At 54.5% G+C, this 26,463-nt stretch carries 27 protein-coding genes and 5 pseudogenes; 20 read left to right on the top strand and 12 right to left on the bottom strand.

Annotated elements, in window-relative coordinates; genetic code table 11:
• The first annotated feature begins 178 nt into the window (after positions 1-178).
• Positions 179-511 (top strand): hypothetical protein, encoded by a 333-nt coding sequence (locus tag P3C52_RS17960; RefSeq protein WP_275556298.1) that lies wholly within the window; start codon positions 179-181, stop codon positions 509-511.
• Between the two features lie 18 nt (positions 512-529).
• On the opposite strand, the gene P3C52_RS17955 is transcribed toward P3C52_RS17960, so the two are convergent.
• Positions 530-856 carry a four-helix bundle copper-binding protein gene (locus P3C52_RS17955; protein WP_275556285.1) on the bottom strand — a complete coding sequence of 109 codons (327 nt, stop codon included), beginning with the start codon at positions 854-856 and terminating at the stop codon, positions 530-532.
• A gap of 198 nt (positions 857-1,054) precedes the next feature.
• Between P3C52_RS17955 and P3C52_RS17950 the strand changes: the two genes are divergently transcribed.
• Positions 1,055-1,606 carry a hypothetical protein gene (locus tag P3C52_RS17950; protein ID WP_275556284.1) on the top strand — a complete coding sequence of 184 codons (552 nt, stop codon included), beginning with the start codon at positions 1,055-1,057 and terminating at the stop codon, positions 1,604-1,606.
• Between the two features lie 11 nt (positions 1,607-1,617).
• Here the strand turns inward: P3C52_RS17950 and P3C52_RS17945 are convergent, their stop codons facing one another.
• Complete coding sequence (locus P3C52_RS17945; RefSeq protein WP_275556283.1) at positions 1,618-1,824, bottom strand: DUF2767 family protein; 207 nt, start codon at positions 1,822-1,824, stop codon at positions 1,618-1,620.
• Positions 1,825-1,975: 151 nt separating this feature from the next.
• On the opposite strand from P3C52_RS17945, the gene P3C52_RS17940 reads away from it, so the two are divergent.
• From P3C52_RS17940 to P3C52_RS20970, 4 genes and pseudogenes are all read left to right on the top strand, one after another.
• The gene (locus P3C52_RS17940) at positions 1,976-3,739 is read left to right on the top strand and encodes a GGDEF and EAL domain-containing protein (protein ID WP_275556282.1); all 1,764 of its coding nucleotides are present in this window, start codon (positions 1,976-1,978) and stop codon (positions 3,737-3,739) included.
• 121 nt (positions 3,740-3,860) lie between these two features.
• Positions 3,861-4,037 carry a hypothetical protein gene (locus P3C52_RS17935; RefSeq protein ID WP_275556281.1) on the top strand — a complete coding sequence of 59 codons (177 nt, stop codon included), beginning with the start codon at positions 3,861-3,863 and terminating at the stop codon, positions 4,035-4,037.
• A 98-nt stretch (positions 4,038-4,135) separates the two neighbouring features.
• Positions 4,136-4,675 (top strand): SRPBCC family protein, encoded by a 540-nt coding sequence (locus P3C52_RS17930; RefSeq protein WP_275556280.1) that lies wholly within the window; start codon positions 4,136-4,138, stop codon positions 4,673-4,675.
• Positions 4,675-5,840, top strand: a pseudogene (locus P3C52_RS20970) (zinc-dependent alcohol dehydrogenase). The gene P3C52_RS17930 and the pseudogene P3C52_RS20970 overlap by 1 nt, the downstream one beginning before the upstream one ends.
• Positions 5,841-5,918: 78 nt before the next feature.
• Here P3C52_RS20970 and lysM read toward each other — a convergent pair.
• The 3 genes from lysM to P3C52_RS17905 form a co-directional block, all read right to left on the bottom strand.
• Positions 5,919-6,359: a peptidoglycan-binding protein LysM gene (lysM, locus tag P3C52_RS17915; RefSeq protein ID WP_275556278.1), complete on the bottom strand. Its 441-nt coding sequence runs from the start codon at positions 6,357-6,359 to the stop codon at positions 5,919-5,921.
• Positions 6,360-6,453: 94 nt separating this feature from the next.
• Positions 6,454-8,334, bottom strand: a complete 1,881-nt coding sequence (locus P3C52_RS17910; protein WP_343252032.1) for a M10 family metallopeptidase C-terminal domain-containing protein — start codon at positions 8,332-8,334, stop codon at positions 6,454-6,456.
• 343 nt (positions 8,335-8,677) lie between these two features.
• The gene (locus tag P3C52_RS17905; protein WP_275556277.1) at positions 8,678-8,878 is read right to left on the bottom strand and encodes a hypothetical protein; all 201 of its coding nucleotides are present in this window, start codon (positions 8,876-8,878) and stop codon (positions 8,678-8,680) included.
• 171 nt (positions 8,879-9,049) lie between these two features.
• Here P3C52_RS17905 and P3C52_RS17900 point away from each other — a divergent pair, with 171 nt between their 5' ends.
• The 5 genes and pseudogenes from P3C52_RS17900 (at position 9,050) to P3C52_RS17880 (ending at position 11,228) form a co-directional block, all read left to right on the top strand.
• Complete coding sequence (locus P3C52_RS17900) at positions 9,050-9,190, top strand: hypothetical protein (protein WP_275556276.1); 141 nt, start codon at positions 9,050-9,052, stop codon at positions 9,188-9,190.
• An 88-nt stretch (positions 9,191-9,278) separates the two neighbouring features.
• Positions 9,279-9,388: pseudogene (locus tag P3C52_RS17895) on the top strand (class II histone deacetylase); the annotation flags it as partial.
• A gap of 234 nt (positions 9,389-9,622) precedes the next feature.
• Positions 9,623-10,210, top strand: a complete 588-nt coding sequence (locus tag P3C52_RS17890; RefSeq protein ID WP_275556275.1) for a YceI family protein — start codon at positions 9,623-9,625, stop codon at positions 10,208-10,210.
• A gap of 236 nt (positions 10,211-10,446) precedes the next feature.
• Positions 10,447-10,770, top strand: a complete 324-nt coding sequence (locus P3C52_RS17885) for a hypothetical protein (protein WP_275556274.1) — start codon at positions 10,447-10,449, stop codon at positions 10,768-10,770.
• A 203-nt stretch (positions 10,771-10,973) separates the two neighbouring features.
• Positions 10,974-11,228 carry a hypothetical protein gene (locus tag P3C52_RS17880; RefSeq protein ID WP_275556273.1) on the top strand — a complete coding sequence of 85 codons (255 nt, stop codon included), beginning with the start codon at positions 10,974-10,976 and terminating at the stop codon, positions 11,226-11,228.
• Positions 11,229-11,318: 90 nt separating this feature from the next.
• On the opposite strand, the gene P3C52_RS17875 is transcribed toward P3C52_RS17880, so the two are convergent.
• The gene (locus tag P3C52_RS17875; protein ID WP_275556272.1) at positions 11,319-12,593 is read right to left on the bottom strand and encodes a Glu/Leu/Phe/Val dehydrogenase; all 1,275 of its coding nucleotides are present in this window, start codon (positions 12,591-12,593) and stop codon (positions 11,319-11,321) included.
• Between the two features lie 554 nt (positions 12,594-13,147).
• On the opposite strand from P3C52_RS17875, the gene P3C52_RS17870 reads away from it, so the two are divergent.
• Positions 13,148-14,590, top strand: coding sequence for an amino acid permease (locus P3C52_RS17870; protein ID WP_275556271.1), 1,443 nt, complete (start codon positions 13,148-13,150; stop codon positions 14,588-14,590).
• A 49-nt stretch (positions 14,591-14,639) separates the two neighbouring features.
• On the opposite strand, the pseudogene P3C52_RS17865 reads toward P3C52_RS17870, so the two are convergent.
• Positions 14,640-15,658, bottom strand: a pseudogene (locus P3C52_RS17865) (NAD(P)-dependent alcohol dehydrogenase).
• A gap of 274 nt (positions 15,659-15,932) precedes the next feature.
• Here P3C52_RS17865 and P3C52_RS17860 point away from each other — a divergent pair.
• Positions 15,933-17,502, top strand: a pseudogene (locus P3C52_RS17860) (ABC transporter substrate-binding protein).
• Between the two features lie 97 nt (positions 17,503-17,599).
• Here the strand turns inward: P3C52_RS17860 and P3C52_RS17855 are convergent.
• A complete protein-coding gene (locus P3C52_RS17855; protein WP_275556270.1) occupies positions 17,600-18,100 on the bottom strand; it encodes a thioredoxin family protein in 501 nt (166 codons plus the stop codon).
• 351 nt (positions 18,101-18,451) lie between these two features.
• Here P3C52_RS17855 and P3C52_RS17850 point away from each other — a divergent pair, with 351 nt between their 5' ends.
• The 4 genes from P3C52_RS17850 (at position 18,452) to P3C52_RS17835 (ending at position 21,747) form a co-directional block, all read left to right on the top strand.
• Positions 18,452-19,333, top strand: a complete 882-nt coding sequence (locus P3C52_RS17850; RefSeq protein WP_275556269.1) for an ROK family protein — start codon at positions 18,452-18,454, stop codon at positions 19,331-19,333.
• A 168-nt stretch (positions 19,334-19,501) separates the two neighbouring features.
• Positions 19,502-20,500, top strand: a complete 999-nt coding sequence (gene tehA / locus P3C52_RS17845; protein WP_275556268.1) for a dicarboxylate transporter/tellurite-resistance protein TehA — start codon at positions 19,502-19,504, stop codon at positions 20,498-20,500.
• 243 nt (positions 20,501-20,743) lie between these two features.
• Positions 20,744-21,304, top strand: coding sequence for an NlpC/P60 family protein (locus P3C52_RS17840; protein WP_275556296.1), 561 nt, complete (start codon positions 20,744-20,746; stop codon positions 21,302-21,304).
• 47 nt (positions 21,305-21,351) lie between these two features.
• Positions 21,352-21,747 carry a VOC family protein gene (locus P3C52_RS17835; RefSeq protein ID WP_275556267.1) on the top strand — a complete coding sequence of 132 codons (396 nt, stop codon included), beginning with the start codon at positions 21,352-21,354 and terminating at the stop codon, positions 21,745-21,747.
• Between the two features lie 14 nt (positions 21,748-21,761).
• On the opposite strand, the gene P3C52_RS17830 is transcribed toward P3C52_RS17835, so the two are convergent.
• A complete protein-coding gene (locus tag P3C52_RS17830; RefSeq protein ID WP_275556266.1) occupies positions 21,762-22,085 on the bottom strand; it encodes an AzlD domain-containing protein in 324 nt (107 codons plus the stop codon).
• Positions 22,082-22,747, bottom strand: coding sequence for an AzlC family ABC transporter permease (locus tag P3C52_RS17825; protein WP_275556265.1), 666 nt, complete (start codon positions 22,745-22,747; stop codon positions 22,082-22,084). Before P3C52_RS17825 ends, P3C52_RS17830 begins: the two co-directional genes overlap by 4 nt.
• Positions 22,748-22,838: 91 nt before the next feature.
• Here P3C52_RS17825 and P3C52_RS17820 point away from each other — a divergent pair, with 91 nt between their 5' ends.
• From P3C52_RS17820 to P3C52_RS17810, 3 genes are all read left to right on the top strand, one after another.
• The gene (locus P3C52_RS17820) at positions 22,839-23,387 is read left to right on the top strand and encodes an XRE family transcriptional regulator (protein ID WP_275556295.1); all 549 of its coding nucleotides are present in this window, start codon (positions 22,839-22,841) and stop codon (positions 23,385-23,387) included.
• Positions 23,388-23,598: 211 nt separating this feature from the next.
• Positions 23,599-24,003, top strand: a complete 405-nt coding sequence (locus tag P3C52_RS17815; RefSeq protein WP_275556264.1) for a cupin domain-containing protein — start codon at positions 23,599-23,601, stop codon at positions 24,001-24,003.
• Positions 24,004-24,295: 292 nt separating this feature from the next.
• Complete coding sequence (locus P3C52_RS17810; protein WP_275556263.1) at positions 24,296-24,538, top strand: transcriptional regulator; 243 nt, start codon at positions 24,296-24,298, stop codon at positions 24,536-24,538.
• A gap of 134 nt (positions 24,539-24,672) precedes the next feature.
• Here the strand turns inward: P3C52_RS17810 and P3C52_RS17805 are convergent, their stop codons facing one another.
• Together P3C52_RS17805 and P3C52_RS17800 are read right to left on the bottom strand one after the other, a co-directional pair.
• Complete coding sequence (locus P3C52_RS17805) at positions 24,673-24,939, bottom strand: DksA/TraR family C4-type zinc finger protein (protein WP_275556262.1); 267 nt, start codon at positions 24,937-24,939, stop codon at positions 24,673-24,675.
• A 111-nt stretch (positions 24,940-25,050) separates the two neighbouring features.
• Positions 25,051-25,201, bottom strand: a pseudogene (locus P3C52_RS17800) (cold-shock protein).
• Positions 25,202-26,463 lie beyond the last annotated feature (1,262 nt).

Here is a 26,463-nt window from a genome sequence, read left to right as displayed (position 1 = left end):
AATTATCGCGTCAAACCAAGTTAAGTCACTTTTTTTCACTGGCGCCAAAGCGAAGGCGCCGATCAATTCCGCCGCTTTCGTTGTGCCGGTGCTATGCTTTTCAACATGCGTTCTGCTGCTGCGCCCGTTACTGTCCGCCCGGCGGCAGGGAAAGCCCGGAGATAAAAAAGCAATGAATATGCTGCGAATGGCCCTGTTTATCGTTCCTGTGTTGCTTGTCGGCTGCGCTTCCGGCCCGCAGGGCGTGGAGTGCCCAGGCAAGGTTGCCTCAATTTATTGTCAGGAAAGCGCGGTGACCCATGGCAGAGTGTTTGATTTGGTCAGCTCTTTTAGCGTAGCGAATGACAAGGTAAAAGTGGAAAGCGGCCCGCTGCACTCAACCGATCGCACGCGCTATATTCCGGCGGCGGTAACCAAAGAGGGCTATCTGGCACAGCGCATCTCTGACAAGCAGTTCCGCCTGATCGATCCCCAGCAGGATCGGATGATTACGTATACCTGTGGGAAATAATTTCCCACAGGCAACACCTTACTCCGCTATAAAGTCAAAAACGGCGGCACACTGACCGCAGACGTCCGCGCAGTGCCGACAGGCGACCAGCGCGTGTTTGCCGCATTCAGCGGCACAGGCCCGGCAGAGATCGGCGCAGATTTTGCAAAATTGCGCGGCCGACTCTTTATTAATCGCAATATATTGTGCAGAAAGACGGCATAACGCCGCGCACTGGGCGGCCAGCCGCAGGCATTCGTGCATATCTTCCTGAGCTGGCGTTTCCAGACAGGCGCTGATGCAGTTATCGCAGGCGGTCGCGCAGCGGTAGCAGCTTTCAATGTAGTAATTCATGTGGCCAATCATTTTATTTTTCCTTATTTTTAAATGACTTGTGCCCAAGTAAAAAAGTGTGACGGCCAGACTGATGACATAACATCAGGCATTTAAATTTTCAGCAGCGTTGTTTCGCCTGACGCACCTGTCCGACCTTGCGTTCATTTTTATTAGGCATTTGCTGCTGAATATCGCAGGATACTTAGAAACCCGACATGAGATGCCAGCATGGAACAGGAAAAACGCAACGATCGCTTTGATACCTTTCCCTACCCGCCGGAAAGCTATAGCGACGGCAGCGTAAATTATGGCGGGATCGATTTGACGCGCGAGACGCAGCGCATTGATGAGATTGAAGAAGCGAAACGATCGCCCAACCTGCGCCGCCTGCTTGAAGAGGTGAATTTGCAGGATGGGCTGTTTATGACGCTGGGCTGCGATTATCGCCAGATGGATAACGGAATTAGCGGCTATGTGGATTTCGCGTTCCGTCCGGGCCTGTCCGCCTCGCTGACGGACGATACGCCGAACCTGGATGATTATTTCTGGGCTTACCTGGTAAAACAGGAGGTACAGCACCATATCAGCGACGGCGCGATGGTGAGCTACGCGCGCTCGGCGCTGAAATGGAGCTGGTCGGAATTTGTTATGGATGGCGTGCCGGGCAAGAAGATCACCCTCGCCTTCTGCTGCCAGCGCGCTGAAGATGGTGAATGGTGCCTTGACCACCTGCGCCATTTCCTGGTAACCGAATTCCCTTCTTTACCGTCGCGGCGTTAGGCCCGCCGGTATTAAGGTTTCACCAGCCTGATCGCGTGTTCCAGTACCTTTTGCTCATCGCGATCGCTATCCTGACGGCGCAGGCGCGTTTGCCAGAGTAAACTGGCCAGCGTGTCGCGCTCGGTATTAAAACCGCCTTCCGCCAGCACGATAACCGCATCGCCAATAACGCGGCACACTTCGTCATAATATTCTTCACTTAATACATCACGTTTCATCTTTTTTCCTCCATCATAAACCTGGCACAGCCTGCGCAGAAAGCCAAACCTGGCGCAAAAGTAAAATTAAAGCAAAGCCCGAACGCGCCGATAATCCACCAGGTAGAATCAATCCCATTTACTTTCTGTTCCGACGCCAGGCGGACAATTTATGCTTAGTCAACTAAACCAGTCACACAGCAAGCGGCGAGCCGCGCTGGAGATGCTGAAAAAAAACGATCGCTGCCGGGATGAAATTCTTAGTCAGTTCACGCTACTGACCAGTCAGCTGCTGGGCATTCCCAGCTGTTTTGTCTCGATTCTTGATGACGAGCGCCAGTACATCAAAGCGGCGCAGGCGTTTACGCTGGTGGAAACCTCGATTCAGGAAGCGTTTTGTCGCTACACCGTTCAGTGCGAACAGCTGCTGGTCTGCCCGGATACCTGGCACGACCCGCGTTTTGATCAGCATCCGCTCACCCGCGGCGCCCCTTTTATCCGCTTCTATGCGGGCGCGCCGCTGATTTCGGGCGAAGATTATGTGATTGGTACGCTGTGCGTCACCGATACGCAGCCGCACGCGTTCACCGTCGAGCAGCAGGCGACGCTGACGACGCTGGCACGCCTGACCGCCGCGTTTCTCGATGCGTGGTATGCCAACGGCTATGTCGATACCATTACCGGCCTGCCTAACCGCCAGCGTCTGTTGCGCGATCTTGAATTGAGTAGCGATGCGCTGCCGCCGCAGCAATGGCGCCTGTTGATGATCGACTGTATCGATACGCAGCATATTTTTGAGGTGGCGCGTTCGCTGGGTATGGCGGCGTCGGAGCGGCTGCTGCGCGAGTTGACGCAGGTGCTGCATCAGCGGCTGAACAGCGGCAAAGCGCCGATGCTCTATATGATTAATCATGGCCGCTTCGCCCTGCTGCTGCACAGCGACGATGAGCTGGACGGTAAGCTGTGTAGCGACAGGCTGCGAGGGATCAACGCCCGCCTTAGCGATACCATCACTATCGATCTGCATATTCGCGTCGGCGAAGTGCTGTTTTCGCCGCAAACGCTGGCGCCACTGGAAGCGATCCGGCGCGCGCTCAGCGCGCTGCATGAGGCGTTCGTGCTGCAGAGCCCGTTTCAGCTGTTCGACAGCGAAAGCGATCATAAGCGCAACCAGGAGTTTCAGCGGCTGAACGATCTGGCGCGCGCGGTGCGCGGGCGCTACGGCCTCTATCTGGTTTATCAGCCGAAAGTTTGCCTGCACACCGGCAAAACCGTGGGGCTGGAGGCGCTGCTGCGCTGGAATCATCCCGTCGAAGGCGAGATTCCGCCAGGCCGGTTTATACCGCTGGCGGCGGGCACCAGCCTGATGGCCGAACTCACTGACTGGGTGCTGGATCGCGCGATTAAACAGCTACAGCGCTGGGCGGCAAAAGGGATCCATCTGCCGGTATCGGTTAACGTCAGCGTGTCCGATATTTGCCGCCCCGGCTTTGCCGATCGCCAGGAGTCACGGCTGCTGCGCTGCGGCCTGACGCCGGAATACCTGGGCATTGAATGTCTGGAAACCGAAGAGATCCATGCCAGCCCGGACGCGCTGTACGGCTTCGATATGCTCAAGCTGCGCGGCTTTAAAATCTCGCTGGATGATTTTGGCTCGGGCTACAGCAATATCAGCTATCTGCGCCGCATTCCCATTGATGTAATTAAGCTGGATCGCTCACTTATCAGCCGCCTGCAGCACGATACCGCCAGCGGCATTATCGTGCGCAACGTGATTTCGATGCTGAAGGATCTGGATTATGTGGTGCTGGCGGAAGGCGTGGAAGATAAAGCGACCTACGATCGGCTGCAGGAGCTGGGCTGCGACGAAGTACAGGGATTTTACTGTGCCGCCCCGCTAAAAGCCGCCGCGCTGGAAAGATGGCTGCGTCAGTAATTCATTAATTGACATAATCATTTCCCGCCCTTTGCTGGCGGTTATTTCTCCTTATTTGCGCTTCTATGCTATAGCTTTACAACGCTATGTTCAGACTGTTCAGGGATAAAAGGAGAATAAATTGAAAATATTTTACTTTATTGCGCTGATCGCCGCGGCGCTCTATTTATTTATCAATTTGCCGAAAGAGAAACATAAACGCGAGCCGGTAGCCTACTGGGGCTGCTGGGCTTATCTCATTGCCTCAGTGATCTACTGGGTCATCTTCAGTCTGCGCCACCATTTCCATCTTTTCTGATTCTCGCCCCGCTGCCGCTTTCCGGCGCCGGGGCATTTTTGTCTTGAATAACGTAAATCGTTATTTCCTTCACAGACTGAATCACAACCGGAGGTCTTGTGAGTAAGAAAGCTCAAGCAACTGGCACCCACAGCGCGCATGAAACGCAACTGCGCCGCTGGATCACCGTGGGCAAACCCGCCGATCAGCTCTATGCGCTCTGGCGCGATCCCGCCACGCTGCCGCAGATTATGGCGCACTTTGCCGAGGTGACCGTGATTAACGATACCGAAGCGGACTGGCTGATTAAGGGGCCGCTAAAGAAAAGCTATCGCTGGCGCAGCCGTATCGTCGAGGAGCTGCCCGGCGTAGCGATCGCCTGGGAGTCGCTGGAAGGCGCTTCGGTGCCGAATGAAGGCATGCTTCAGTTTCGTCCCGCGCCGGGTGAATGGGGCACCGAACTTACGCTGACGATGCGCTTTAATCCGCCGGGCGGCGCCATCGGCAAAAAGGTCGCCGCACTGCTCGATCTGTTTCCCAAAGAGCAGCTCAGTAAGGCGCTGCACCGCTTTAAAAGCCTGGCGGAAACCGGCGAAATTCCCACCCTGGACGGGCAGCCTGCAGGCCGTCATTCAGAACGAAAAGATGAGGAGGCATAATGCGTGCTTTATGCTGGAACGGCGTCAATGACTTACGCGTGGAAAGCGTGGCGGACCCGGCGCTGCTTAACCCGCACGATGCAATAATTAAGGTCCGTTTAACCACCACCTGCGGCTCTGACCTGCACGTTATCGACGGGCTGATCCCGACGATGCGCGAAGGCGATATCCTGGGTCATGAATTTATGGGCGAAGTGGTAGAGGTCGGCAGTGCGGTGAAAAATATCCGCAGCGGCGATCGCGTGGTGGTGCCCTCCTTTATCTCCTGCGGCTCCTGCTGGTACTGTCAGCATGAACTGCCCTCCTGCTGCGATAACACCAACCCGCACTGGGAACAGGGCGAGCCGGTACTGGGGCACGCCACCGCCGGCATCTACGCCTACAGCCACGCCTTTGGCGGCTACGCCGGCTCCCATGCGGAATATGTGCGTGTCCCCTTTGCCGATAACGACTGTTTGTGGTGCCGGAAAGCGTCAGCGATGAACAGGCGCTGTTCCTGTCCGATGCCGCGCCGACCGGCTACATGGGCGCCGACTTTTGTAATATTCACCCCGGCGATACCGTGGCGGTCTGGGGCTGCGGCGGCGTGGGCTTGATGGCGATGCAGAGCGCCTGGCTGATGGGCGCGCACCAGGTGATCGCCATCGACCGCTTCCCGGAACGGCTGGCGATGGCGCGCGAACATGCGGGCGCCATTACGCTGGATTACAGCAAGGCGGATATTCATGAAGCGCTGCTGGAGCTGACCGGAGGACGCGGCCCGGACAGCTGTATTGACGCGGTCGGTATGGAAGCGCGTGGCGAAGGATTGAGCCAGGTTTACGATCGTACCAAACAGCTACTGCATCTGGAAACCGACGTCGGCGCGGCGCTGCGCCAGGCGCTCTACTCCTGTCGTAAAGGCGGCAATATCTCGATCCTCGGCGTTTACGGCGTAATGGATAAGTTCCCGCTGGGGCTGATGATCAATAAAAGCCTGACCATTCGTACGGCGCAGCAGCACGGCCAGCGCTATATGAGCCGCCTGCTCGATCACGTCGCCAAAGGCGAGTTAAATCCGGCATTTATGGCGACCCATCGCTTCTCGCTGGAAGAAGCGCCGCGCGGCTATGAGATGTTTAAACATAAGGAAGATGGCTGTCTGCGTGCGGTGTTCGCGCCCTGAGCAACCATCAGGTGCTAGCGTAAAAAACGGGAGCCACTGGCTCCCGTTTTTATTACGTCTAACAAGCCCGCCAGAAGATTATTGCGGGATACGCAGCGTTTGACCCGGATAGATCTTATCGGGGCTGCTCAGCATCGGCTTGTTCGCCTCAAAGATTTTGTTGTACTCGTTCGGATTACCGTACATCTCTTTGGAGATCGCGCTTAGCGTATCGCCTTTCTTCACGGTGTAAAAACGACTTTCCGCCGCAGGCTGCGCCACCGCGACTTTATCATCAACGCCGCTGATGCCCGCCACGTTGCCGATAGCGACGAGAATTTTCTCTTTCGCTTCCTGGCTCAGCCCTTCGCCGGTTACCGTCGCCTGGCCATCTTTTACGGCAACCTGCACTTTATCCGCATCCGGTACGCCGGTTTTCTGTAAATGTTCTTTGATCTTAGCATCCTGCTCCTGCGTGTTATGCGTAACCGCATCCCACAGTTTTTCCCCTGCGTCTTTCACAAAGCTTAACAGACCCATGTAACCTCCATTTTTACGATAAAAAACTAAATGTCCTTATAAGCGTAGCAGAGGGATAGTATTCAGCCCGGACGGCAAAGTCGAGTCAGTTTTATTACACAATAAAATCAAGGTGAATATTGGGACGTGCGGCAATATCGATCGTCATATCAGGATGGATATCACCCGTCAGGTTGAGCGCCAGATGCGTCAGATGGGCCTTCACATCCCAGGTCATCTGCATTTCTCCCAGCCTGCCGGTAAATTTACCGGTAAAGCGCAGCGGATGCGCGCTGCTGTCCAGCGCCGACAGGTCGATTTTGTCGTATCCGCTGGCAAAATCGCCAATCAGATCGCGCAGCGCCGGCAGCGAATCTTTCGCGCTGGTAAAGATAAACAGATCGTTGCCAGCGCCGCCGTACAGCTTATCCATCCCGCCGCCGCCGTACAGGCGATCGTTACCGGCGCCACCTTCCAGCCGGTCATTGCCGTTTTCACCGAACAGGGTATCGTTGCCGTTGCCGCCGTACAGCCAGTCGGCGCCTTCGCCGCCGTAGAGCCGATCATGGCCGTTATCGCCGGACAGCACATCGTTGCCGTTACCGCCGTAGAGCAGATCGTCGCCCTCGCCGCCATACAGCCGATCGTTGCCGTTTTCGCCATACAGCGTATCGATATTGTTGCCGCCGTAGAGCGTATCGTTGCCTTCGCCGCCATACAGCCGATCGTTACCGTTTTCGCCGTACAGCGTGTCGTCGCCGCTGCCGCCGTAGAGCGTATCGATACCGTCGCTGCCGTACAGCCGATCGTTGCCGTTTTCGCCGTAAAGATTATCGTTGTCGCTACCGCCATACAGCAGATCGTTACCGTTACCGCCATAAAGCAGGTCGCTGCCGCCGTCGCCGTAGAGCGTATCGTTACCGTCGTTGCCATACAGCCGATCGTTACCGCCGTTGCCGCGCAGACTGTTGGCGACGGCGTTGCCGATTACAGTATCGTGCCCGGCGCCGGCAATGGCGTTTTCAATCACCACGCCGAGGGCGATGGAGACGTTACCCTTCAGGCCGCCCACATCGGAAAATGTCTGCGCGTTCAGGTTAATCCGCTGATTCTGGCTGTAGCCGGAGAAATTCAGCGTATCGATGCCGCCCGCATCCCAGACTGAAAAGATCAGCGCGCTGCTGCTGCTGACGGCGCTGTAGTAGTCGCGTCCGGTATTGGAGGCAAAGCCGTACACGGTGTTGCCGGTGCGCGTGGTCATATTGGCGCCGTACAGCCGCTGAATCGCGGCAATGTCATGCATCAGCGGCGAGACGGCGTAGTGACCGTTAAAACTGGCGCCGGTATTGGTTTCGCTCCAGTAGCTTATTAGCGAATACTGGCGGGAATCCTCAACGTAGACGGCGCTGTTGCTGTAGGAGATCACGCCGGTGCCGCTGTTATAGTTGCCCGGATGGCTCAGGCCCAGCGCATGACCCAGCTCATGCGTCAGCGTCTGGCGGCCATACTCATACTTATCCGGCGAACGAATATTGTTGATGTTGTAGTTAAACCACATCGTTCCACCCGCTTTATTGGCGCTGGGCAGATAAGCATAAGCCTGATCGTTGGCCTGCTGGCCATTGGCGAACTGGGTATAGTTAGCGAAGGTCAGCCGCGCGCCGGAGGTCACCTGGGTAAATTTAATATTGGCGACATCGGCCCACGACTGAAGCGACTGGAGCGCGGCGACCCGCTGCTCGCTGTTAAAGGCGACGATGCCTTTATCGCCGCGCGGCGAAGCCGTCACGTTATCGATAAAAGCGAAATTAAGCGCCACGGGCTTGTTATAAACCTGGTAGCCGTTCCAGCTCTGGCCGCTGCGGGTAAGCTGTACCGCCGCCTGGCTGGCGCTGTAATGCGTCGTCGGCGCGTAATAGTAATAAGTATTGGTGGTGGTACTGGCCTGAGCCTGGGCATCAGGTTCAAACCAGGATTTTCGCATGGTGTTGGTCATCAAAGCAGTACTCCGACAAAAATAGCGTCAGAAGCCAGCATCACCTCTTCATCCTGACGGGAATAGCGAGTCACTTCGATTGTTATTGCGGGTTTCGGACCGAAATGGTGTCGCCACCATTGTTATTTACGCTAACGGTTATCGGCAGTATCAGCGTCGCTATTAGCGATAAATCTTTAACCCTGCTGGTTAAATCAAATTTTTGCCGCCGATCGCGACGTACCGGCAAGCGATAAAGAGGGTTTAAGGCTGTAACGCATAACCATGTCAGGCAATGCAGAAAAGACGCAGGCCGGACGGTGTTAAAACGTCTGGCCTGCGCGGGGGGGCAAAGGGGGATGTCTCAGGCGGAGACTTTGCTGATCTGGGTGATTTCGTCCAGACGGTCTTTCATTTCACGAATGTTTTGCCGCAGATTTTCATCCGCTTCGGTCGCGGTTTTCCCTTTACCGATCAGCACAAAGCGAAAGCCGGGCCGATCGCAGCTCGCCCGATACTCATAATTGCCGTCGGTAGTCTGATGTTTCTCAATATTCACGTCCATTTTGGCCTCCTGTAGTTTCCCTAAATATAGCAAAGCCTGTTACGACGACGGTTTTTCTGCCCTCTCGCAGGATCAACACAGCAAATTGTCAGGAAAGTGAAAATCAGCCGCACGCCTGGTTTAAGGCGCTTTTTTTTCACATAGAATCGCGGCCACTTGCTGGAGGTAATCATGAAAAAAATGTTTATGTTGTTAACGGCGGTCCTTCTGACCGCATCATTAAGCGGCTGTGTCTGGTGGGGCCCGTGGGGCGGCCCGGGCGGCGGTCATGGCGGCGGCGGTGGTTTCCATCACGGCGGTCCAGACCGCTAAGCTGACATTGCGCAAAGACCCGCCGACGGCGGGTCTTTTGTCATCCTGTCATCCCTAAGAACGATAGCTTTTCTACGCGTTTCTTATCTATGTGCCTTTCTGCGGCCTGGCGGTTATGGAGCAGCTCAGCGGCATTCGTACAGCGGTGAGGATCCGCTGCTCACGTTTATCCAGCAACAGCAGCCGCGCGCCCTTTAACCAGCTGCAAAAGCCCTTATCGATGAGCTGGCCGTTCGTTTGGACCTGCAGCCTCGTTAAGGGCACCAGCGCGGCGCAGGCGATGCGCCTGCCCTAAGCCAGCTGTTCGGAAAAGCGAGATTTGTTGCGTTATCTTCAAATTATTTGAAAAACAAAAACAATTATCTTTGCTTTCGGTTCTTGCCGCCAGCGACCACACTTAAATTCCTTTTTAGTGACTGCAGGATTGCCGTTATGTTGAATATGAAAAAAATCGCCGTGCCGCTGGCGTTAGGTTTAGGTTTTTGGGCGCAGTTTAGCCACGCTGAGGCGCAGACCTATCAGCTGAACCCGGAACATACTTCCGTGGTGATGAGCTGGTCGCATTTTGGTTTTTCTCACCCTACCGCTGATATTTCTGGCACCTCCGGCACGCTGGTTTTTGACAGCACCAACCCGGAAGCGTCAAAGGTGGATGTGACGTTGCCGCTGACCAACATCGATACGCACGTCGCCGCGCTGACGACCGAATTTAAAGGTGACCAGTATTTCAACACCGGCACTTATCCAACGGCCACCTTCCACAGCACGCGCGTGATCAGCAAAGGCAATAACCGATTCGACGTACAGGGCGACCTGACGATTAAGGGCGTAACCCGTCCGGTGACGCTGCACGCCACGCTGAACAAACAGGGCGAACATCCGATGCTGAAAAAGCAGGCGGTTGGCTTTGACGCCACGGCGACTGTGAAGCGCTCAGATTTTAACCTGAAGCAGTATATTCCTGCGGTGAGCGATGAGATCGCGCTGACGATTTCGACCGAAGCTTACGCGGCGAAGTAATCTTTTCAGCCCCGCCGCGCGGGGCTGTGGCTTTTCCGCATGCGGCATTCCTGATTCCGCCTCGCTTTCCGCTTTCCGCTTTCCGCTTTCCGCTTTCCGCTTTCCGCTTTCCGCTTTCCGCTTTCCGCAAACAGCCTGCCCGACGTTTACTGACGTAGTACAATAAAAAAACCGGGCCGGCGCGCGATTTCCCAGAGACGGTTACGGACAATAATGGGATTATCAGGGAGCTAACCATGAACTCAGCGAAATTCATCCTGCGACTTTCGCAGGCCGTGAGCGCAGATATGCTGGAAGATTTGCGCGCGGTTATGCCTGCCGACGCGACACAGATATTCATTAATGCGCTGGAGGAGGATAACCATACCACGCTGGAGTGCGTGCAGAGCGATGAAACCTGTGCGCTGGCCGCTTCCGCCATTGCGCTCTGGCGACAGTTGGGCCATGTCCACCACATTATCTGGCGTCACGGCTGGGAAACCCACGACGTCACAGAAGCCAGCCAGCAGCAGCTGTTTCAGATGCTGCAGCAGTCCGATGCGATTATGCAGATTAACTAAAACGCACAGTGCCCTCGCCCTCATTTTGATGCTCGTTCGGCCTTTATTATCGACCGCTTTTTCAAGCGAAACGGTAAAAAAACTTTACCTTTTGCATGCTATCTTTCTGACCTGGATCAACAAATATTCGCCAGAAAAGGATACAAAAAGACCTTAAGCTAAATTTTATTAAACAATGCCTGACGCAGGCTTAAGGAGGAAGTATGGGACGTTTGCATCTGACCGCACCGGAGTTTGCGCGTTACGCTGGCATCAAAGAGGACGATTTGATCCGGGCGATTTGTAATCGCGGCGATATTGACGGCGTTGCATTGCCGGAAGCGCTGAATCATGCCCCGCTTTCCGTTCGCCTTTGGCTGCGTGAGGATGTGGTGCTGTTTACCCATGCGCTGAGCCGCGCCAGAGCCGGTCGCAAATATGGCGGACGTACAGTGAAAACCGCATCCCGCAAAAGCTGATTTCGTTGTTGAAGGCCCGTTAGCGCACCTTCCGCGCGCGGGCCTGATTCATTTTACAGGTCTGTCTAAACAGCTTACCGTTCGGTGCCGTTAGCCCGGATAGATTCCGCGATCTTTACGCGCCATCAGAATGCGTTCGCAGGCGACGATATAGGCGGCGGTACGCAGCGTACAGGATTTCTCAATCGCTTTGTCCCAGACATGCACCATCGCTTCGGTCATGATCTTGTCCATACGCGCATTGATCTCCTCCTCGCTCCAGAAGAAGCTCGCCATATCCTGTACCCATTCGAAGTAGCTGACCGTGACCCCGCCTGCGTTACAGATAACATCCGGCACGACGGTAACGCCGCGTGATTTCAGCATATCGTCCGCATCGGGATAGGTCGGGCCATTCGCCCCTTCCAGCACCAGCTTGCACTTCAGCTTCTCCGCACGCGCGCGGGTAATCTGCCCTTCCAGCGCCGCCGGGATCAGAATATCCATCTCGACCGACCAGAATGCTTCGCTGTCAATACTCTGCGCGCCAGGGAAACCGGCGATTTGCTTATGGCTGTGCTGCCATTCGCTGAGCGCATGCAGGTCAATGCCGTCGGCGTTAAACAGCGTGGCGGTATGATCCTGAATGGCGGTAACGCGCGCGCCCGCTTCAGCGAACAGACGTGCGGCCTCGCTGCCGACGTTACCAAAACCCTGCACCGCGATTTTCGCGCCTTCGATTTCAATACCGGCGCGTCCTGCCACTTCACGTCCGGTCACGAATACGCCGCGTCCGGTTGCTTTTTCACGGCCCAGCGAGCCGCCGAGATGAATCGGTTTGCCGGTAACCACGCCGGTAATGGTGGTGCCGTGGTTCATGGAATAGGTATCCATCATCCAGGCCATGACTTTGCCGTTGGTGCCGACATCCGGCGCCGGAATATCGCGCTGCGGCCCGATAATCAGACCGATTTCACTGGTGTAACGACGCGTCAGACGCTCCAGCTCGCCTTCCGACAGTGAAAAAGGATCGACGCGGATGCCGCCTTTCGCCCCGCCGTAAGGCAGGTTGACCGCGGCGCATTTAATGGTCATCCAGGCGGAAAGCGCCATGACCTCGTTCAGATCCACGTCAGGATGGTAGCGAATACCGCCCTTACCTGGACCGCGTGAAAGATTGTGCTGAACACGAAAACCTTCGAAATGGCGAATGGTGCCGTCGTCCATTTGTAAAGGAATATCAACAATAAGGGCGCGTTTCGGATGTCGCAGTGTATCGATCCAGCGCGACAGATCCCCAAGGTAAGGGGCGACGCGGTCAATTTGCTGTAGGTAGGTGTTCCAGGCCGATGTACCGCTTTCTGACGCGTAAGATAGCTTTTCCATAACAAACCTTTTTGAACAAAGTTATTTATATTGTTAAACCGTGGAAATGACCTGCATATCACTATGCGCTGAAGAATTTACCACTATTTACCGTCGGTGAATTTTTCCCGATGGCGGAAAAATTTGTTTTTTCGTAAAGCAATCGTAACAGCGGTGAATAATTAGTTACTTTTATGAGTCAGCGCTTCAGCGCATCCCCTTTTATTCATTTTTTATGCAATTAAAGTGCATAAAAAAGATTTCCCCTGAGTTTTCAGAACCTTGAAAGCGATCAAAAAGTTAAATTTTCGTTATTTTGCAGTGTTGACAATGTAAATTTCGCCAGCCAGCATTAACCCGCCAGCTGCTGTTGTACCGGCTGATCCCACCCGGCGTCAGAAATCGTTCTGCTTTTCAACGGGATGGATATGAGACCGCCTGTAGTCCGCTGAATATCGTCTTTACCCTCTTTTCGGCGCCCGCCGCGCCTGTGCCCTGCGCTGTCTCGGGGAGGGGGAGCTTTTGTCTGTAAAACCGTATTCGCTTCATGGTCGGCCGTCATAAGAGGAGAAGCCATGACCGTTAAACAACCACCGCGATCGACACCTTCCGCTACCGAAGCCTCTGCACCGCAGCATTTACAACGCGGCCTGAGCGAGCGCCATATCCAGCTGATTTCGCTGGGCGGCGCGATCGGTACCGGCCTGTTTATGGGCGCCGGTAAAACTATCGCCGTGTCCGGTACTTCGATATTGATCACCTATGTGGTGGTCGGGTTTTTTATGTATATGGTGATGCGGGCTATGGGCGAGCTGCTGTTGACGCGTCTCGACTACCGCTCGTTTGCCGATTTTGTTTCTGATTACCTGGGGCCGAAAGCGAGCTTTTTTCTCGGCTGGTCTTACTGGCTGAGCTGGGTGGTCACCTGTATTGCCGATGTGGTGGTATGCGGCGGCTATGTGCAGTACTGGCTGCCGACGCTTTCGCCGTGGATCCCGGCGCTATTCGCGCTGGCGCTGCTGTTTCTGTTTAATTTGCTGTCGGTGAAGATGTTTGGCGAGGCGGAGTTTTGGTTCGCTATCATCAAGGTGATCGCCATCGTGGCGCTAATTCTGACCGGCCTGTGGATGATTGCGACCGGCTGGACCTCACCGGATGGCGTACGCGCTTCGGTGGGCAACCTGACCGATCCGGCCGTGTTTATGCCACATGGCGTGGTGGGCTTTTTCGCCGGTTTCCAGATCGCGATTTTCTCCTACACCGGCATTGAGCTGCTCGGTACCATGACGGCGGAGACGAAAACGCCGGATAAGATCCTGCCGCGCGCCATCCGAGCGATTCCGCTGCGCATTATTATCTTTTACGTGCTGTCGATGGTGGTGATTATCGCCGTCACCTCCTGGCAGCATGTTTCGCCGGAAACCAGTCCTTTTGTGACGCTGTTCGATAAGGCGGGCCTGCCTGCCGCCGCTGCGCTGATTAACTTTGTCGCCCTGACCTCGGCGATGTCCTCCGCCAACAGCGGCGTCTATTCCAGTACCCGCATGCTGTACGGCTTATCGGTGGAAAAACATGCGCACCGGCAGTTCCGTATGCTGTCGCGCGTCACGGCTATCCCGGTACGCAGCCTGCTCTTCTCCTGTTTTTGTATGCTCAGCGGCACGCTGTTGCTGTTCCTGATGCCCAACGTGATGACGCTGTTTACCATTGTCTCTACGCTGGCGGCGATTCTGGTGATTTATAGCTGGGGAATGATTCTGGTGGCGTATCTGGTGTACCGTCGTCGGCGCCCCGATCTGCATCACCAGTCGGCGTTTAAAATGCCGGGCGGCATTGCGATGTGCTGGCTGAGCCTGCTGTTTTTCCTGTTCTCGCTGGTGATTATGGTTTTCGATCCCGATACGCTGGCGGCGCTGTGCGCGATGCCCGTCTGGTTTATTCTGCTGGCGGTTTTCTGGCGGCTAAAATTGCGGCGTCAGCAGGCGCGCCAGGCGTGGCAAACCACTACCGAATCCTGATTAAAAAAAGGCGGCGATATTATCGCCGCCTTTTTATGCGTTACGCCGGTCAGAAATCGGCTTTCAGCACCACGCGATAGTTGGCCTTACCGGCACGCACGTGATCCAGCGCCTCATTGATTTTCGACATCGGGAAGAATTCCACCTTCGGCGCGATATCAGCGCGCGCCGCCAACTTCAGCAGCGAACGCAGCTGGCCCGGCGAACCGGTTGATGAGCCGGTTACCGCCCGGTCGCCTAAGATCAGGCTAAACGCCGGTACCTCAAAAGGTTTCATCACCGCGCCGACGGTATGGAAATTACCGCGCGGCGCCAGCGCCGCAAAGTACGGCTGCCAGTCGAGATCGACCGCAACGGTACTCAGGATCAGATCGAACTGTCCGGCCAGCTTTTTCAATTCTTCCGGATCGCGGCTGTTCACCACATGATCGGCGCCCATATCCAGAATGGACTGCTTTTTATCCGGCGTTGAGCTGAAAGCGGTAACTTCCGCGCCCATCGCATGCAGGATTTTAATGGCAATATGGCCGAGGCCGCCGATACCAATTACGCCAACGCGGCTGGTGGCGGTGATGTTGTGCATCAGCAGCGGTTTAAATACCGTAATGCCGCCGCACAGCAGCGGGCCGGCAGAGGCGGGATCCAGTTTTTCCGGCAGCGGAATACCCACTGCCAGTTAGCACGCAGCCTGTCGGCAAAGCCGCCTTTGTTAGCGATGGTCGGCACGCTGCCGTTCAAGCAGTTCACCTGGTCGCCGGTGATGCAGGCGTCGCAATGTTCACAGCTTTTTGCCGTCCAGCCAATGCCTACGCGCTGACCGATGGAGAGCCCTTTGTTTTTTGCCGCCTCGCCCAGCGCGGAGACGCGACCAATCACTTCATGACCGGCGATCAGCGGATAGCTTGAAATGCCCCATTCGTTATCGATCATCGACAAATCGGAATGGCAAACGCCGCAATATTCCACTTCGACTTCAACATCTTCGGCGCTCAGCGATTCGGCTTCAAACTCATAAAGTTCCAAAGCCTTTCCGGCTTCCATCGCTGCGTAACTCTTAATTTTCACTATTCACCTCAGATTGAGTTTGGGATCCAGCACAGAGTGTAGCAAAGCGCCCTTCAAACAGACTTTCCACATCATGCCACGGTTACTTTTCAGACAGTTAGCCTGTCCGCACGTTTAATGACCTGCGCGGTATATCACCAGCGCGGGCCTGCTGCGGGTTGGCACGAATAACGCGTGCCGTTATTAACGCAAAACGGCAAAGCTCAGAACAAACCGGCATTTTGCCGTTTGGCTGGCGTGGATAGAGTGTTTTTATCTCACACTCAGGATCTTTATCATGGCTAAATCTTTGCTTTTATTACTGGCTTTGCTCTCCGGCGCGTCTGCGGCGTTGGCGCAAACGCCCGACGATACGCTGGTGGTGGCAATCCCGCTGGATGGTATTATTAGTTTTGACCCGGCGGAAAGTTTTGAAACCGTCAGTAACGGCAGTCTGCGTAACGTCTATCAAACGCTGGTGGAAGCGGATCGCCAGACGCCGCAAAAGCTGGCTCCGCTGCTGGCCGACAGCTGGCAACCGGGCAGCACGCCACACAGCCTGATCGTCAATTTGCGCCCTGACGCCCGTTTTGCCAGCGGCAATGCGGTCACGCCGGACGATGTGATTTTCTCGCTGACGCGCGCGATTAAATTGAATAAGGCACCGTCGTTTATTCTCGCCGAGTTTGGCTGGACGCCGGAAAATATCGACGCCCAGTTTAGCCGTCTCGACGCGCACCGGCTTGAAATCCGCTGGCCCGCCGCAATTGGCCGCGATCTCGCGCTGCGGCTGCTGAGCGCGCCGGTCAGCTCCATCGTCGATCGCCTGCTGGCAGAGCAGCATCTCAGCGGCAATGACGCTGGCAATGGCTGGCTGCGTACCCACTCAGCCGGCAGCGGCGCTTATACTATCCGGCAATGTGCCGCAGCAGGCCCTGGTGCTGGAAAAAAGCGCTTACGCCCGTCCGCAACCGCTTCTGAAACGCGTGCTGTTGAAAAACGTGAGCGATGCAGGCGCGCGCCGTCTGCTGATCCAGCAGGGCGACGTGGACGTAGCCTATCAGCTCGGCGCGGATCAGGTTGCCGCGCTGCAGGATGCGCCCGGCGTGCGCATCGCCACCTTTCCCTCCAGCCTGATTTATTATCTTGGCTTTAATACCAAAGATGCGCAGCAGCCCGCGCTGGGCAACCCGGCGCTGTGGCAGGCGGCGCGCTGGCTGGTGGATTACGACGCGCTGGCCGCTCAGCTGTTAAAAGGACAATATGCCGTTCATCAGAGCATTCTGCCCAACGGCTTTGACGGCGCGCTGGAAACCACGCCTTTTCATTACGATTTGGCAAAAGCAAAAGCGCTGTTGCAGCAGGGTGGCATCGCGCCCGGTACGCATTTTGCGCTGACGGTCGTCAATCAGCCGCCCTATATTGATGTCGCGCAGGCGCTACAGGCGAGCTTCGCTAAAGCCGATTTGCATATTGATATTCAGCCGGTTGCGGAATCGGAGCTGTGGAGCAAGATGCGCGGGCGCAACTTCCAGTCGATATTTATTTACTGGGGCGCGGATTATATCGATCCCAATACCAACGCCAGTGCTTTCGCGCTGAATGTACCGGGCGGCGCCAAAACGCTGGCGTGGCGCACCGGCTGGGAGATCCCGCAGCTCAGCGCCAGCACCCGCGCGGCGGCGGGTGAAAGCGATGTGGCTAAGCGCCGCGCGCTTTACACGCAGCTACAAACCACTGTGCAACAGGATTCGCCTTTTGTGGTGATGTTGCAGGGCGCGCAGCAGGTGGCGCTGCGTCAATCGCTCAGCCATGCGCGCCAGGGCATCGGCGTGAGTCTGCTCTATTTTGATGAGGTCAGTAAGTAATAAGTAGCTGAAGCAGGCAGGGAGCCCCCTGCTCTGCTCGTTCGCGGTGACGTGCAAACCGGCACGGGCAATGCCTGTCAGCACGTCATTATCAGGATTAGCGGGCGGCTGCCAGCATAGTGGTAATATCGCTGATGGTTTCCACTAACAGCTCGCCGCGACGATAGGCTTCCAGCTGTGACTCATCGCCCTTCACTACCGACGCCGGACGTTCAACAAAGGTACCAAGCGGCGCAAAATCGGCATCAAGCACCACGGCCAACGGGATTTTGACTTTCTCAATATCCAACAGCGCGGTAAGCGGCTGCGCCTCATCGCGGGTAACGATCGCCATTTCCACATTCGGCAAGCGCTGACACAGCAGCGCCATCGGCGGAATATTGCGATGACAGTCGGGACACCACATCTCTGCCGCCACCAGCAGGTGGAAACGGTCCGTTAGCGTCTGCACCGGCGCGAGCGCTTTTTCAACGGCCTCATGCTGGCTTTCCAGCAGCGCCTGCCAGCTCTGCAGATCGGCTATCTGCTCCGGCGTGCCGGTAGCAATAAATTCTGCGGTGGTTTTACCCTGCGTAAACAGCGTTTCAAACGGGTTCATTTGCACCTTCTCCAGTGACGATGGTTAGCGCGCTATCATAAAAGAATCCGCCGTCCGGCACACGCCTGATTATCGCCGCGTCGCCATGGCGCATTAACTTTGCCCAAACTTGCTTTTACAGCCAGCGCGCCCTCTTTACTGACGTTATTTGTACGTCGCTTTACACTACTTTTCATAAGCAGTCGTTTTTACCGATAAAAGCAGCACTAATTACGTCTTTCTTCGTCAGTTATTGGTTCGTCCGCCCTGCTTTATCCTCACTTTTTTAGCACCGTCTTCGGCGCGGCAGCAGGCTTTATTCGCGTTACGCTATACTTTTTTCCATCTTGGATGGAATAAGGAATGAACGGCATGAAACTCGCGGCATTTGATATCGGCGGCACCTCATTAAAAATGGGCGTCATCACCGACCAGGGTGAAATAGTATCAGCGGATAAGCAGGATATTATGAATCACTCCGGTAAAGCGATCCTGGATGGCGTGCTGAACTGGCTGAAACAGCACCCGGATTGCGAAGGCGTTGCCGTAAGCATTCCTGGCTATGTCGATCCGCGCAGCGGCTATATTGCGATGGGTGGCGCCATCAGGGATTTTGATGATTTTCATTTTGGCCAGTGGCTGCAGGAGAAGACCGCTCTGCCCTTTAGCGTAGAGAATGATGCTAACTGCGCGTTGCTGGCCGAGCTGTGGCTCGGCAAGGCGCAAAAGATGTCTGATTTTTTAATGATGACCATCGGCACCGGCGTCGGCGGCGCGATTTATTGTAATAATGCGCTGGTGCGCGGCAAACAGTTCCGCGCCGGTGAGTTTGGTTCGTTGCTCTGTACCCGTCCAGGCAGCGATAATGTGCGTCACTATACGATGAATACCACCTGCACGATGCGCGTGTTGACGCAAAACTTCAGCCGACACAGCGGCCAAAAGCAGGAGGAGATCACCGGCGAAGAGATCTTTGCCCGCTACGATAATAACGATCCCATCTGTACCCGGCTGGTAAATACCTTTTATCAGGATTTATGCGGCGGCATCTATAACCTCAGCCATGTCTTTAATCCAGAGGCCATTTTCCTCGGCGGCGGCATTACCGGCCGCGAAACCTTTCTGGACGAGGTGCGTTACCATCTCACCTGGTTTGATGTTGACGTGAAGGTGGATACCGCCACCTACGGCAACGATTCCGGCATGCTGGGCGCAGTAAAACATTTTCTGCAAACTCAGCAGGAAAAATCGTAACGCGGCAACGGCTGCGTTGCGCCAGCCAGCCAGCCAGCCAGCCAGCCAGCCAGCCAGCCAGCCAGCCATAGACAATCATAGTTTTATCGCACCAGCAATAAAGGATAAAATCACGGCAAAGAAAAAGCGCTAAGCATTTTCTGTGGTTTCTTCCGCTGAGTTAAGAATATGAAAAAAGTCTCTGACGCGCCGCAGGTGCTGAACCTGCCTGCGGCCTATTACGGTATGGTTTTAGGCATTATCGGTATGGGCTTCGCCTGGCGCTATGCCAGTAATATATGGCCGGTAAGCCCGCGTATTGGCGACACTTTTATCGTCCTTGCCATGGTTATCTGGCTGCTGTTGACCCTCGCCTTTATCTGGCGTCTGCTGCGCTTCACTGACAGCGTACTGATGGAGATGCGCCATCCTGTCCAGAGCAGTTTTATCAGCCTGTTTCCCGCCACAACGATGCTGGTGGCGATGGGCTTCGCCTCCTGGTATCGCCCGCTGGCGCTGGCGCTGTTTTCCGTTGGCGTCGTAGTGCAATTAACCTATGCCGCCTGGCAATCGGCAGGATTATGGCGCGGCCAGCATCCTCAGGAGGCCACCACGCCCGGCCTTTACCTGCCGACGGTCGCCAACAATTTTATTAGCGCGATGGCTTGCGGCGCGCTGGGCTTTCAGGATGCCGGTTACGCCTTCCTGGGCGCGGGCGTTTTGTCATGGCTCAGTCTTGAACCTGCCATTTTGCAACGTCTGCGCAACGCGGGAGAGTTGCCCGGCCCGCTGAGAACCTCACTGGGCATTCAGCTGGCGCCAGCGCTGGTTGCCTGCAATGCCTGGCTGAGCGTAAACGGCGGCGAGGCGGATGCGTTCGCCAAAATGCTGTTCGGCTATGGCCTGCTCCAGCTGCTGTTTATGCTGCGCTTAATGCCGTGGTATTTATCGCAGCCGTTTAACGTCTCGTTCTGGAGCTTTTCATTTGGCGTATCCGCGCTAGCCAGCACCGGCCTGCATTTAGGGCACGCGCTGGATTCGGGCTTTTTCCATACGCTTTCCGTCCCGCTGTTTATTTTCACTAATCTGATTATTGGCTTGCTGCTGCTGCGTACGCTTATTTTGCTGTTGCAGGGCAAACTGCTGATCAGAGTGGACCGCGCACAACTGTTAAAAAAAGAGCATTAGGCTTCGGGGCTTATTTAGTTTGCGCGCTGCACAGGGGAACAGAGGTTCCCCTTTTTTCTGGCCCGACGCTGACCATTTTCAGTCCGCAGCCTCCATATCGTTCTTCCTGCAAAAGCGGCCAGAACGGTAGCCAAACTGTAAATTAACGTAAAGAGAAAAAGAGTCTGTTCTGAAACGCTATTCTTTCAGTTATAAAACAGGCTGTTAATTTCCCTTCCCCTTTTATAGCGCGCTAATTCAATGATGAATCGCAAACTGGCCCGAACGTTATTGCTTCTTTCCTTTATCGCCCTGGCGGGCTGTTCCCATTCCGATAAAAAAAGCGGTGAAGCGCAGGATACGGCGGAAATGAGTAGCGAAGGCGAACAGGCTGATTTGATTCCGGTAATTGCGGCGCTGCACGATCAAATGCACACCTGGCACGGTACGCCCTATTCCTGGGGCGGCACTAAACTTTCAGGCGTGGACTGCTCCGGTTTTGTCTGGCGCACCCTGAAAGACCGCTTTAATTTGCCGGTGGAGCGGCTTACCACACGTGATTTAATTCATATGGGTACCGCCGTTAAACCTAAACAGCTGCGCCCCGGCGATCTGGTCTTTTTCCGTATCAACGGCGGGATGCACGTCGGTTTTTATGATACTAACCGGCAGTTCCTGCACGCTTCCACCAGCAAAGGTGTGATTCGTTCCTCGCTGGATAATCCCTACTGGAAATCGGTTTTTTATCAGGCACGCCGGCTGAATAAAGAGTATGACGCAGGTATTTCGCTCAATAATGATGGTATGAGCCTAAGCCGCAACTGAGATCTGCTGGGCGATAGCGGCTTTCATAAAAATGATCAGGAGGCCCGATGTTGAGTTATCTGTTTCTTGGCGCTAATGATATGTCCGCATCCGCTCGCTTTTACGAAGCGATCCTTTTCCCATTCGGCTACATAAAAGAGCCTTTTAAAGACAAACTTATTTTCTCGCTGCCCGGCGTGCCCGATCGCCAGAACGGGCCGGGCGCTATCTATATTTCGCCCCCTTTCGATGGCAAGCCGGCCACACCGGGAAATGGCATGATGCCTGCACTGCGCGCCAAAACCCGCCGACAGGTAAATGAGGTTTATCAGGCCGGCCTGCAGGCAGGCGGAACGGATGGCGGGCAACCGGGGATCCGCACCGAGTATAGTGAGAACTTTTATGTCGCTTACCTGCACGATCCGGTCGGCACCAAAATTGCCCTGTTTTGCAATGATGAATAGTCCCGGCCCGCTGATTATGGCAGGCCCAGATAACGCACCGCGGCGGTTACCAGTCCGGCGCTAATAATTACCAGTATCAGCGGCGCTTTGCGCCAGGCGAGAAACAGCGCGGCCAGTACGCCGATTAAGCGCGCCGCGCCAGCAAAGTGCTGTCCTTCAAAAAAGGTGGCGATAGCGGCCACGGCCAGTAACAGCACCACGGCGGCATCCGATAACAGCGTACGGGTTCGCTCAGAAAACGGGATGCGGTTGCCCAACTTATAACCAGCAAAACGCATTAACCAGGTGCCAGCGGCAAGAATGGCGATACCGCTTATCATCATGGCGGACGGGATCATTTTCTGTTCCTCCAGGCCAACAGGCCAGCCAGCGAAAAGAGAACCGGCATACCTACCGGCACCAGCGGCACCGTTGCCAGCGCCAGCGCGGTTCCGGCAGCAGCAGGGATCGCTACCCGACGCTTTTTAAGCGCCGGAATAATCAGGGCGATTAAAATGGCCGGGAATACCGCATCCAGCCCGATGGCGCGGGTATCCGGGATCCAGTGTCCGATTACCGCGCCCAGCATCACGCTTAGCGGCCAGCTGACGGCAATGCCCAGGCCGCAGAGCCAGTAAGCAGCCTTACGCTGAAACCATTTGCGCTGAGAAATACCAAAAACCACGCTTTCGTCATTCATAATGTGGCAGCCCAGCCAGCTAAGGTGCTTTTGCCCAACCAGATCTTTTACGGCGATCCCAAAAGGCAGATGGCGAGCGTTGACCAGCAGACCCGCAGCGGCGGCGGTGAAGACGCTGCCTCCGCCCGCAATAATGCCGATAAACATAAATTCTGAGGCACCGGCCAGCACAAATATCGAAAGCAGCATCGGCACCCAAAAAGGGAAACCTTCGGCGATGGCGAGCGAACCGTAGGAAAGCCCTACCAGCGCATCCGCCAGACAAACCAATACGATTCCTTTTACGACATCCTTACCTAATAAAAATCTGCGCCCCGCCATCACTCTTTCCCATATCGAACGAATATCCGTTATAATGAACAGCATTAAACTATTTTTCAAGACGAACGTTCGTTCGATATAGATAAAAATGATGACTCAACCTATTGCCATTATTGCGGAAGGGCTGGTGCGGGAACGGCAAAAAGCCGGGCTTTCGCTGGCGGAAGTGGCGCGGCGCGCCGGTATTGCTAAATCAACGCTGTCACAGCTGGAAGCCGGCAACGGTAATCCCAGCCTGGAAACCTTATGGGCGCTGTGCGTCGCGCTGAATATTCCTTTTGCGCGCCTGATGGAGCCGCAAACCAATAAGATGCAGGTGATCCGGCGCGGAGAAGGCCCAACGGTTACCGCCGAGCTGGCGGACTATCAGGCGATTTTGCTGGCGACCTGCCCACCGGGCGCGCGTCGGGATATTTATCTGCTGATGACGCAGCCGGGTTCTGAGCGGCTCTCCCAGCCGCATCCCATGGGTTCGGTTGAACATATAATTATTACCCAGGGCCGGGCGCTGGTCGGCCTGACCACCTCGCCGGTCGAACTCAATGCGGGCGACTACATCTCTTACCCGGCGGATCAAGAGCATATTTTCAGAGCGCTGGAACCGGATACGCTTGCGGTAATGGTTTCTGAACAAAATTAATCGCTATATCCGGCGAGTAGCATTCATGGTGGGTAAGTTCACTTAACCGCATTTATGAATCAGGTTCATAACACCTTTCAGCGCTGCGGCCTTAATCAGCCGCCGCTTTTCCCCTATGCTTCTCTTCAGCAACCGCGACCGCCCGCTGTTACGGCGAAAGCGCCCGTTGATTGCAGAGTAACGTTCCTTATTAACCGGCAGGAGGTAGATTATGACCGTGATTTATCAATGTGGCTCACAAACTTCTTATGCAGGCCCGGCAGAGTGGTTTACCGGTACGGTGCGCATCGACCCGCTGTTTCCGGTCAATGAACCGGCGCGCGGAAGCGGCGGCAGCGTTACGTTTGAACCCGGCGCGCGTACCGCCTGGCATACGCATCCGCTTGGACAGACACTGATTGTCACCGCCGGTTTCGGCTATGTGCAAACCTGGGGCGAGAAAGCGCGCGTGATACGTCCTGGCGATGTCGTCTGGATCCCGCCATATGAAAAACACTGGCATGGCGCAGGCCCGACAACCGCGCTGACCCATATCGCCATTCAGGAAGCGGAGAATGGCAAAGTGGTGGAATGGCTGGAAAAAGTCACCGATGAGCAATATAGCGATACCGAATAGCGTCTGACATTCATCACAACGTCGGCCTGAGCAAGGACGACATGCCAGCCGTACCGTTTAATAGCAGAGCCGCCGCGCAAATTTGCGGGCGGACTGCCTTTCCGTCTCGTTAAACCGCCGCCCTTCTTTCAGCATTGGCTGAAAATCCGTTTTTATAAAAATTAAAAAACGCGCAAAAACTGTCATATCAATTGATTAACAATCCACCGCTCTACCGCTCGCCTTGACAGCGGGATCGTCCGTGTCAATGCTTAGGAAAAAACTTACTATAAAAACCGTTGTGGAGATTGCTATGCCTCTGAAAGTGTTGACCATGATCCCCGCGACTGGCGCCGCTATAAAAGCGACGCGCCAGGCGGCGGGCCTGACCCAGGCGGAAGCGGCAGAACGTTTTGATTACAGTTTACGTGTATGGCAAAAAAAGGAAGCGGAAACAGAGGCGGGTAAAACCGGCGGGCTAAGCCAGGGGGAATATGAGCTGCTGCTTTTACTGGCCGGCAAGCATCCCGATTACATTCTTATGCCGAAAAAATAGGCGGTTACAATCGGCCTTACTTTAACGGCAGCTTAAACTGGCATAAACGTTGTTGCTGACCGCCTGATCGCAAACAGGTGGCCTGATTAACAGGCGGCGTGACGAACGGCGGTCTGAGTAGAAGTACTGTACGGCTAGCGTAGCTGGCTATCTTTACTGCCCCGCCGATTATACAGACTCAGGTTTTTCTGTTGGCTATCGATTTTTGTCTGGCAGGCCAGGCAAAATCGCACGCCTTTAAGCGCTTTTCGCCGTGCTTCAGGTATTTCTTCACCGCACTCCTGACAGTAGCGTTCGCTTTCGCCCTGCCCCAGCGCCTGACGTACACGCTCCACGCCATCATTAACAGTGCTGTCAATTTGTTCGTTTACGGCTTCGTCAGAAGCCCAACCGCTGGCCATGATTACCTCCTGATACGGGATTAAGAGTAAATATGGTTGCAGGTTGGCCGGAGTTCAAGCAGCAAAACGCTCGCCTGCGACGGCCATTGCCATAATGTTATGCGCAAAGATTCAGGCTGCCTGAGCGGCCTGATAGCTCACGATCATTGGAGATTTGCAGAAGATGCAGATGGCGCCATGAGGATTACGGGATGATACGTCAAAGAGAGATACGGCATTGATGTCCACGGCAGCGTGAGCATCGATATTTGAGAGTAAGAATAAATAAACCTTAATTTTTATTGAATGATTAGCCAGCTTAGCACTCCGACAGGCCGTTGTCTGTACTTAAAGCATTTTAATTTTTGCACCCGCTTCAGGCGCAATGCAGAGGATAATGGAGGTAAAAAAATGCGGGAGCGCGCGGGTAATAATGTTTTTTCCCTGCCGACGGCACCGTAAAGAACTCGGTAAAATATCTATGATAAAAAAGGCTACCTTAAGGCAGCCTTAATACGTATTAATTTTTTTATATTTTTTCAGTAAAGCAAAGGACGCTTTTCTGAAGGGTTTCCCTGGTGTGGCAGCCTTACGGCTTCTCTACTTTGTAAAGCAGAATTTTTACTCAATCGGCACGATAATACTGGAGTCTGTTAGTCGCTCCATAACATCCTTAACCGACGCAGCCAATGTTCCTTTAAAATAACTAATGTATCAACTCTCTTAAAGTACAGGTATCGCCTTTTTCACGTAAAAAAGCGCTCTCTTCTGACTGAACAGGGAGCAGGCCTCAGCGGGATGGGGCAGATGCCGATCTGCGGTACGCCTTCCGGTAAACACTCATGAGCAATAACCTCATCAAATGGGAGACTTTCCCAGGCTTGTCCCTATGCAAGAGTTACCTCAAAGAAATACTTATTTCATTTCACAAAATAATCAATAAGTTAAATCAGAAAGTTAAAAATTTTGCAATAAATTAATTAAATTTCGGTGAATGCAGTAAATTCTGACTATAATCTTTACGGTAGGAATTTAAATTTATGTGTCAAAAAGCAGGATTTTTTTGTCGTTCGTTTAAGGGAGCAGTTTATGGTTTGGTATGTGCTTGACTCTATTGTCAGCCCCGATTCAGATACAGCCTTTTCGCTTATTAGCTCGCCGTATAATCTAAAATTTGTCTTGTGGTACGATTCAGATCACTACCTGTTTCCCGGCGATAAGCTGCAGACAGCGGAAAATGGTCTGGTGGTAAACGGCCACGTTCAGCCAGTGAATATTATCGATGTTTCCACTTTCCGTACAGATTATTGGCGAAAGCTACATAGCTATAATAAACGCTGTCCCGGCAATACCAACCAGCCCGATACCGTCTGTACTTATAGAGGGAAGTGTCGGGTAAAAAAATGTCCCTTTACAGCACATCAGTAAAGCAGGTAATGCTGCCAGCTTACTGATTTAGTGTATGATGGTGATTTTAAGGTGCTTGCGTGGCTTCCATTTCCATCAGATGTCCTTCCTGCTCCGCTACTGAAGGCGTGGTGCGTA

Source organism: Mixta sp. Marseille-Q2659 (genome assembly GCF_940807255.1).
Taxonomy (GTDB): domain Bacteria; phylum Pseudomonadota; class Gammaproteobacteria; order Enterobacterales; family Enterobacteriaceae; genus Mixta.
This window is presented reverse-complemented; position numbering and strand designations above follow the sequence as displayed.

Coding starts and splice junctions, on each gene's coding strand:
- P3C52_RS17960 (WP_275556298.1), top strand. CDS start 179: ATGCTGCGAATGGCCCTGTTTATCGTTCCTGTGTTGCTTGTCGGCTGC.
- P3C52_RS17955 (WP_275556285.1), bottom strand. CDS start 856: ATGATTGGCCACATGAATTACTACATTGAAAGCTGCTACCGCTGCGCG.
- P3C52_RS17950 (WP_275556284.1), top strand. CDS start 1,055: ATGGAACAGGAAAAACGCAACGATCGCTTTGATACCTTTCCCTACCCG.
- P3C52_RS17945 (WP_275556283.1), bottom strand. CDS start 1,824: ATGAAACGTGATGTATTAAGTGAAGAATATTATGACGAAGTGTGCCGC.
- P3C52_RS17940 (WP_275556282.1), top strand. CDS start 1,976: ATGCTTAGTCAACTAAACCAGTCACACAGCAAGCGGCGAGCCGCGCTG.
- lysM (WP_275556278.1), bottom strand. CDS start 6,359: ATGGGTCTGTTAAGCTTTGTGAAAGACGCAGGGGAAAAACTGTGGGAT.
- P3C52_RS17910 (WP_343252032.1), bottom strand. CDS start 8,334: ATGACCAACACCATGCGAAAATCCTGGTTTGAACCTGATGCCCAGGCT.
- P3C52_RS17905 (WP_275556277.1), bottom strand. CDS start 8,878: ATGGACGTGAATATTGAGAAACATCAGACTACCGACGGCAATTATGAG.
- P3C52_RS17900 (WP_275556276.1), top strand. CDS start 9,050: ATGAAAAAAATGTTTATGTTGTTAACGGCGGTCCTTCTGACCGCATCA.
- P3C52_RS17890 (WP_275556275.1), top strand. CDS start 9,623: ATGTTGAATATGAAAAAAATCGCCGTGCCGCTGGCGTTAGGTTTAGGT.
- P3C52_RS17885 (WP_275556274.1), top strand. CDS start 10,447: ATGAACTCAGCGAAATTCATCCTGCGACTTTCGCAGGCCGTGAGCGCA.
- P3C52_RS17880 (WP_275556273.1), top strand. CDS start 10,974: ATGGGACGTTTGCATCTGACCGCACCGGAGTTTGCGCGTTACGCTGGC.
- P3C52_RS17875 (WP_275556272.1), bottom strand. CDS start 12,593: ATGGAAAAGCTATCTTACGCGTCAGAAAGCGGTACATCGGCCTGGAAC.
- P3C52_RS17870 (WP_275556271.1), top strand. CDS start 13,148: ATGACCGTTAAACAACCACCGCGATCGACACCTTCCGCTACCGAAGCC.
- P3C52_RS17855 (WP_275556270.1), bottom strand. CDS start 18,100: ATGAACCCGTTTGAAACGCTGTTTACGCAGGGTAAAACCACCGCAGAA.
- P3C52_RS17850 (WP_275556269.1), top strand. CDS start 18,452: ATGAAACTCGCGGCATTTGATATCGGCGGCACCTCATTAAAAATGGGC.
- tehA (WP_275556268.1), top strand. CDS start 19,502: ATGAAAAAAGTCTCTGACGCGCCGCAGGTGCTGAACCTGCCTGCGGCC.
- P3C52_RS17840 (WP_275556296.1), top strand. CDS start 20,744: ATGAATCGCAAACTGGCCCGAACGTTATTGCTTCTTTCCTTTATCGCC.
- P3C52_RS17835 (WP_275556267.1), top strand. CDS start 21,352: ATGTTGAGTTATCTGTTTCTTGGCGCTAATGATATGTCCGCATCCGCT.
- P3C52_RS17830 (WP_275556266.1), bottom strand. CDS start 22,085: ATGATCCCGTCCGCCATGATGATAAGCGGTATCGCCATTCTTGCCGCT.
- P3C52_RS17825 (WP_275556265.1), bottom strand. CDS start 22,747: ATGGCGGGGCGCAGATTTTTATTAGGTAAGGATGTCGTAAAAGGAATC.
- P3C52_RS17820 (WP_275556295.1), top strand. CDS start 22,839: ATGACTCAACCTATTGCCATTATTGCGGAAGGGCTGGTGCGGGAACGG.
- P3C52_RS17815 (WP_275556264.1), top strand. CDS start 23,599: ATGACCGTGATTTATCAATGTGGCTCACAAACTTCTTATGCAGGCCCG.
- P3C52_RS17810 (WP_275556263.1), top strand. CDS start 24,296: ATGCCTCTGAAAGTGTTGACCATGATCCCCGCGACTGGCGCCGCTATA.
- P3C52_RS17805 (WP_275556262.1), bottom strand. CDS start 24,939: ATGGCCAGCGGTTGGGCTTCTGACGAAGCCGTAAACGAACAAATTGAC.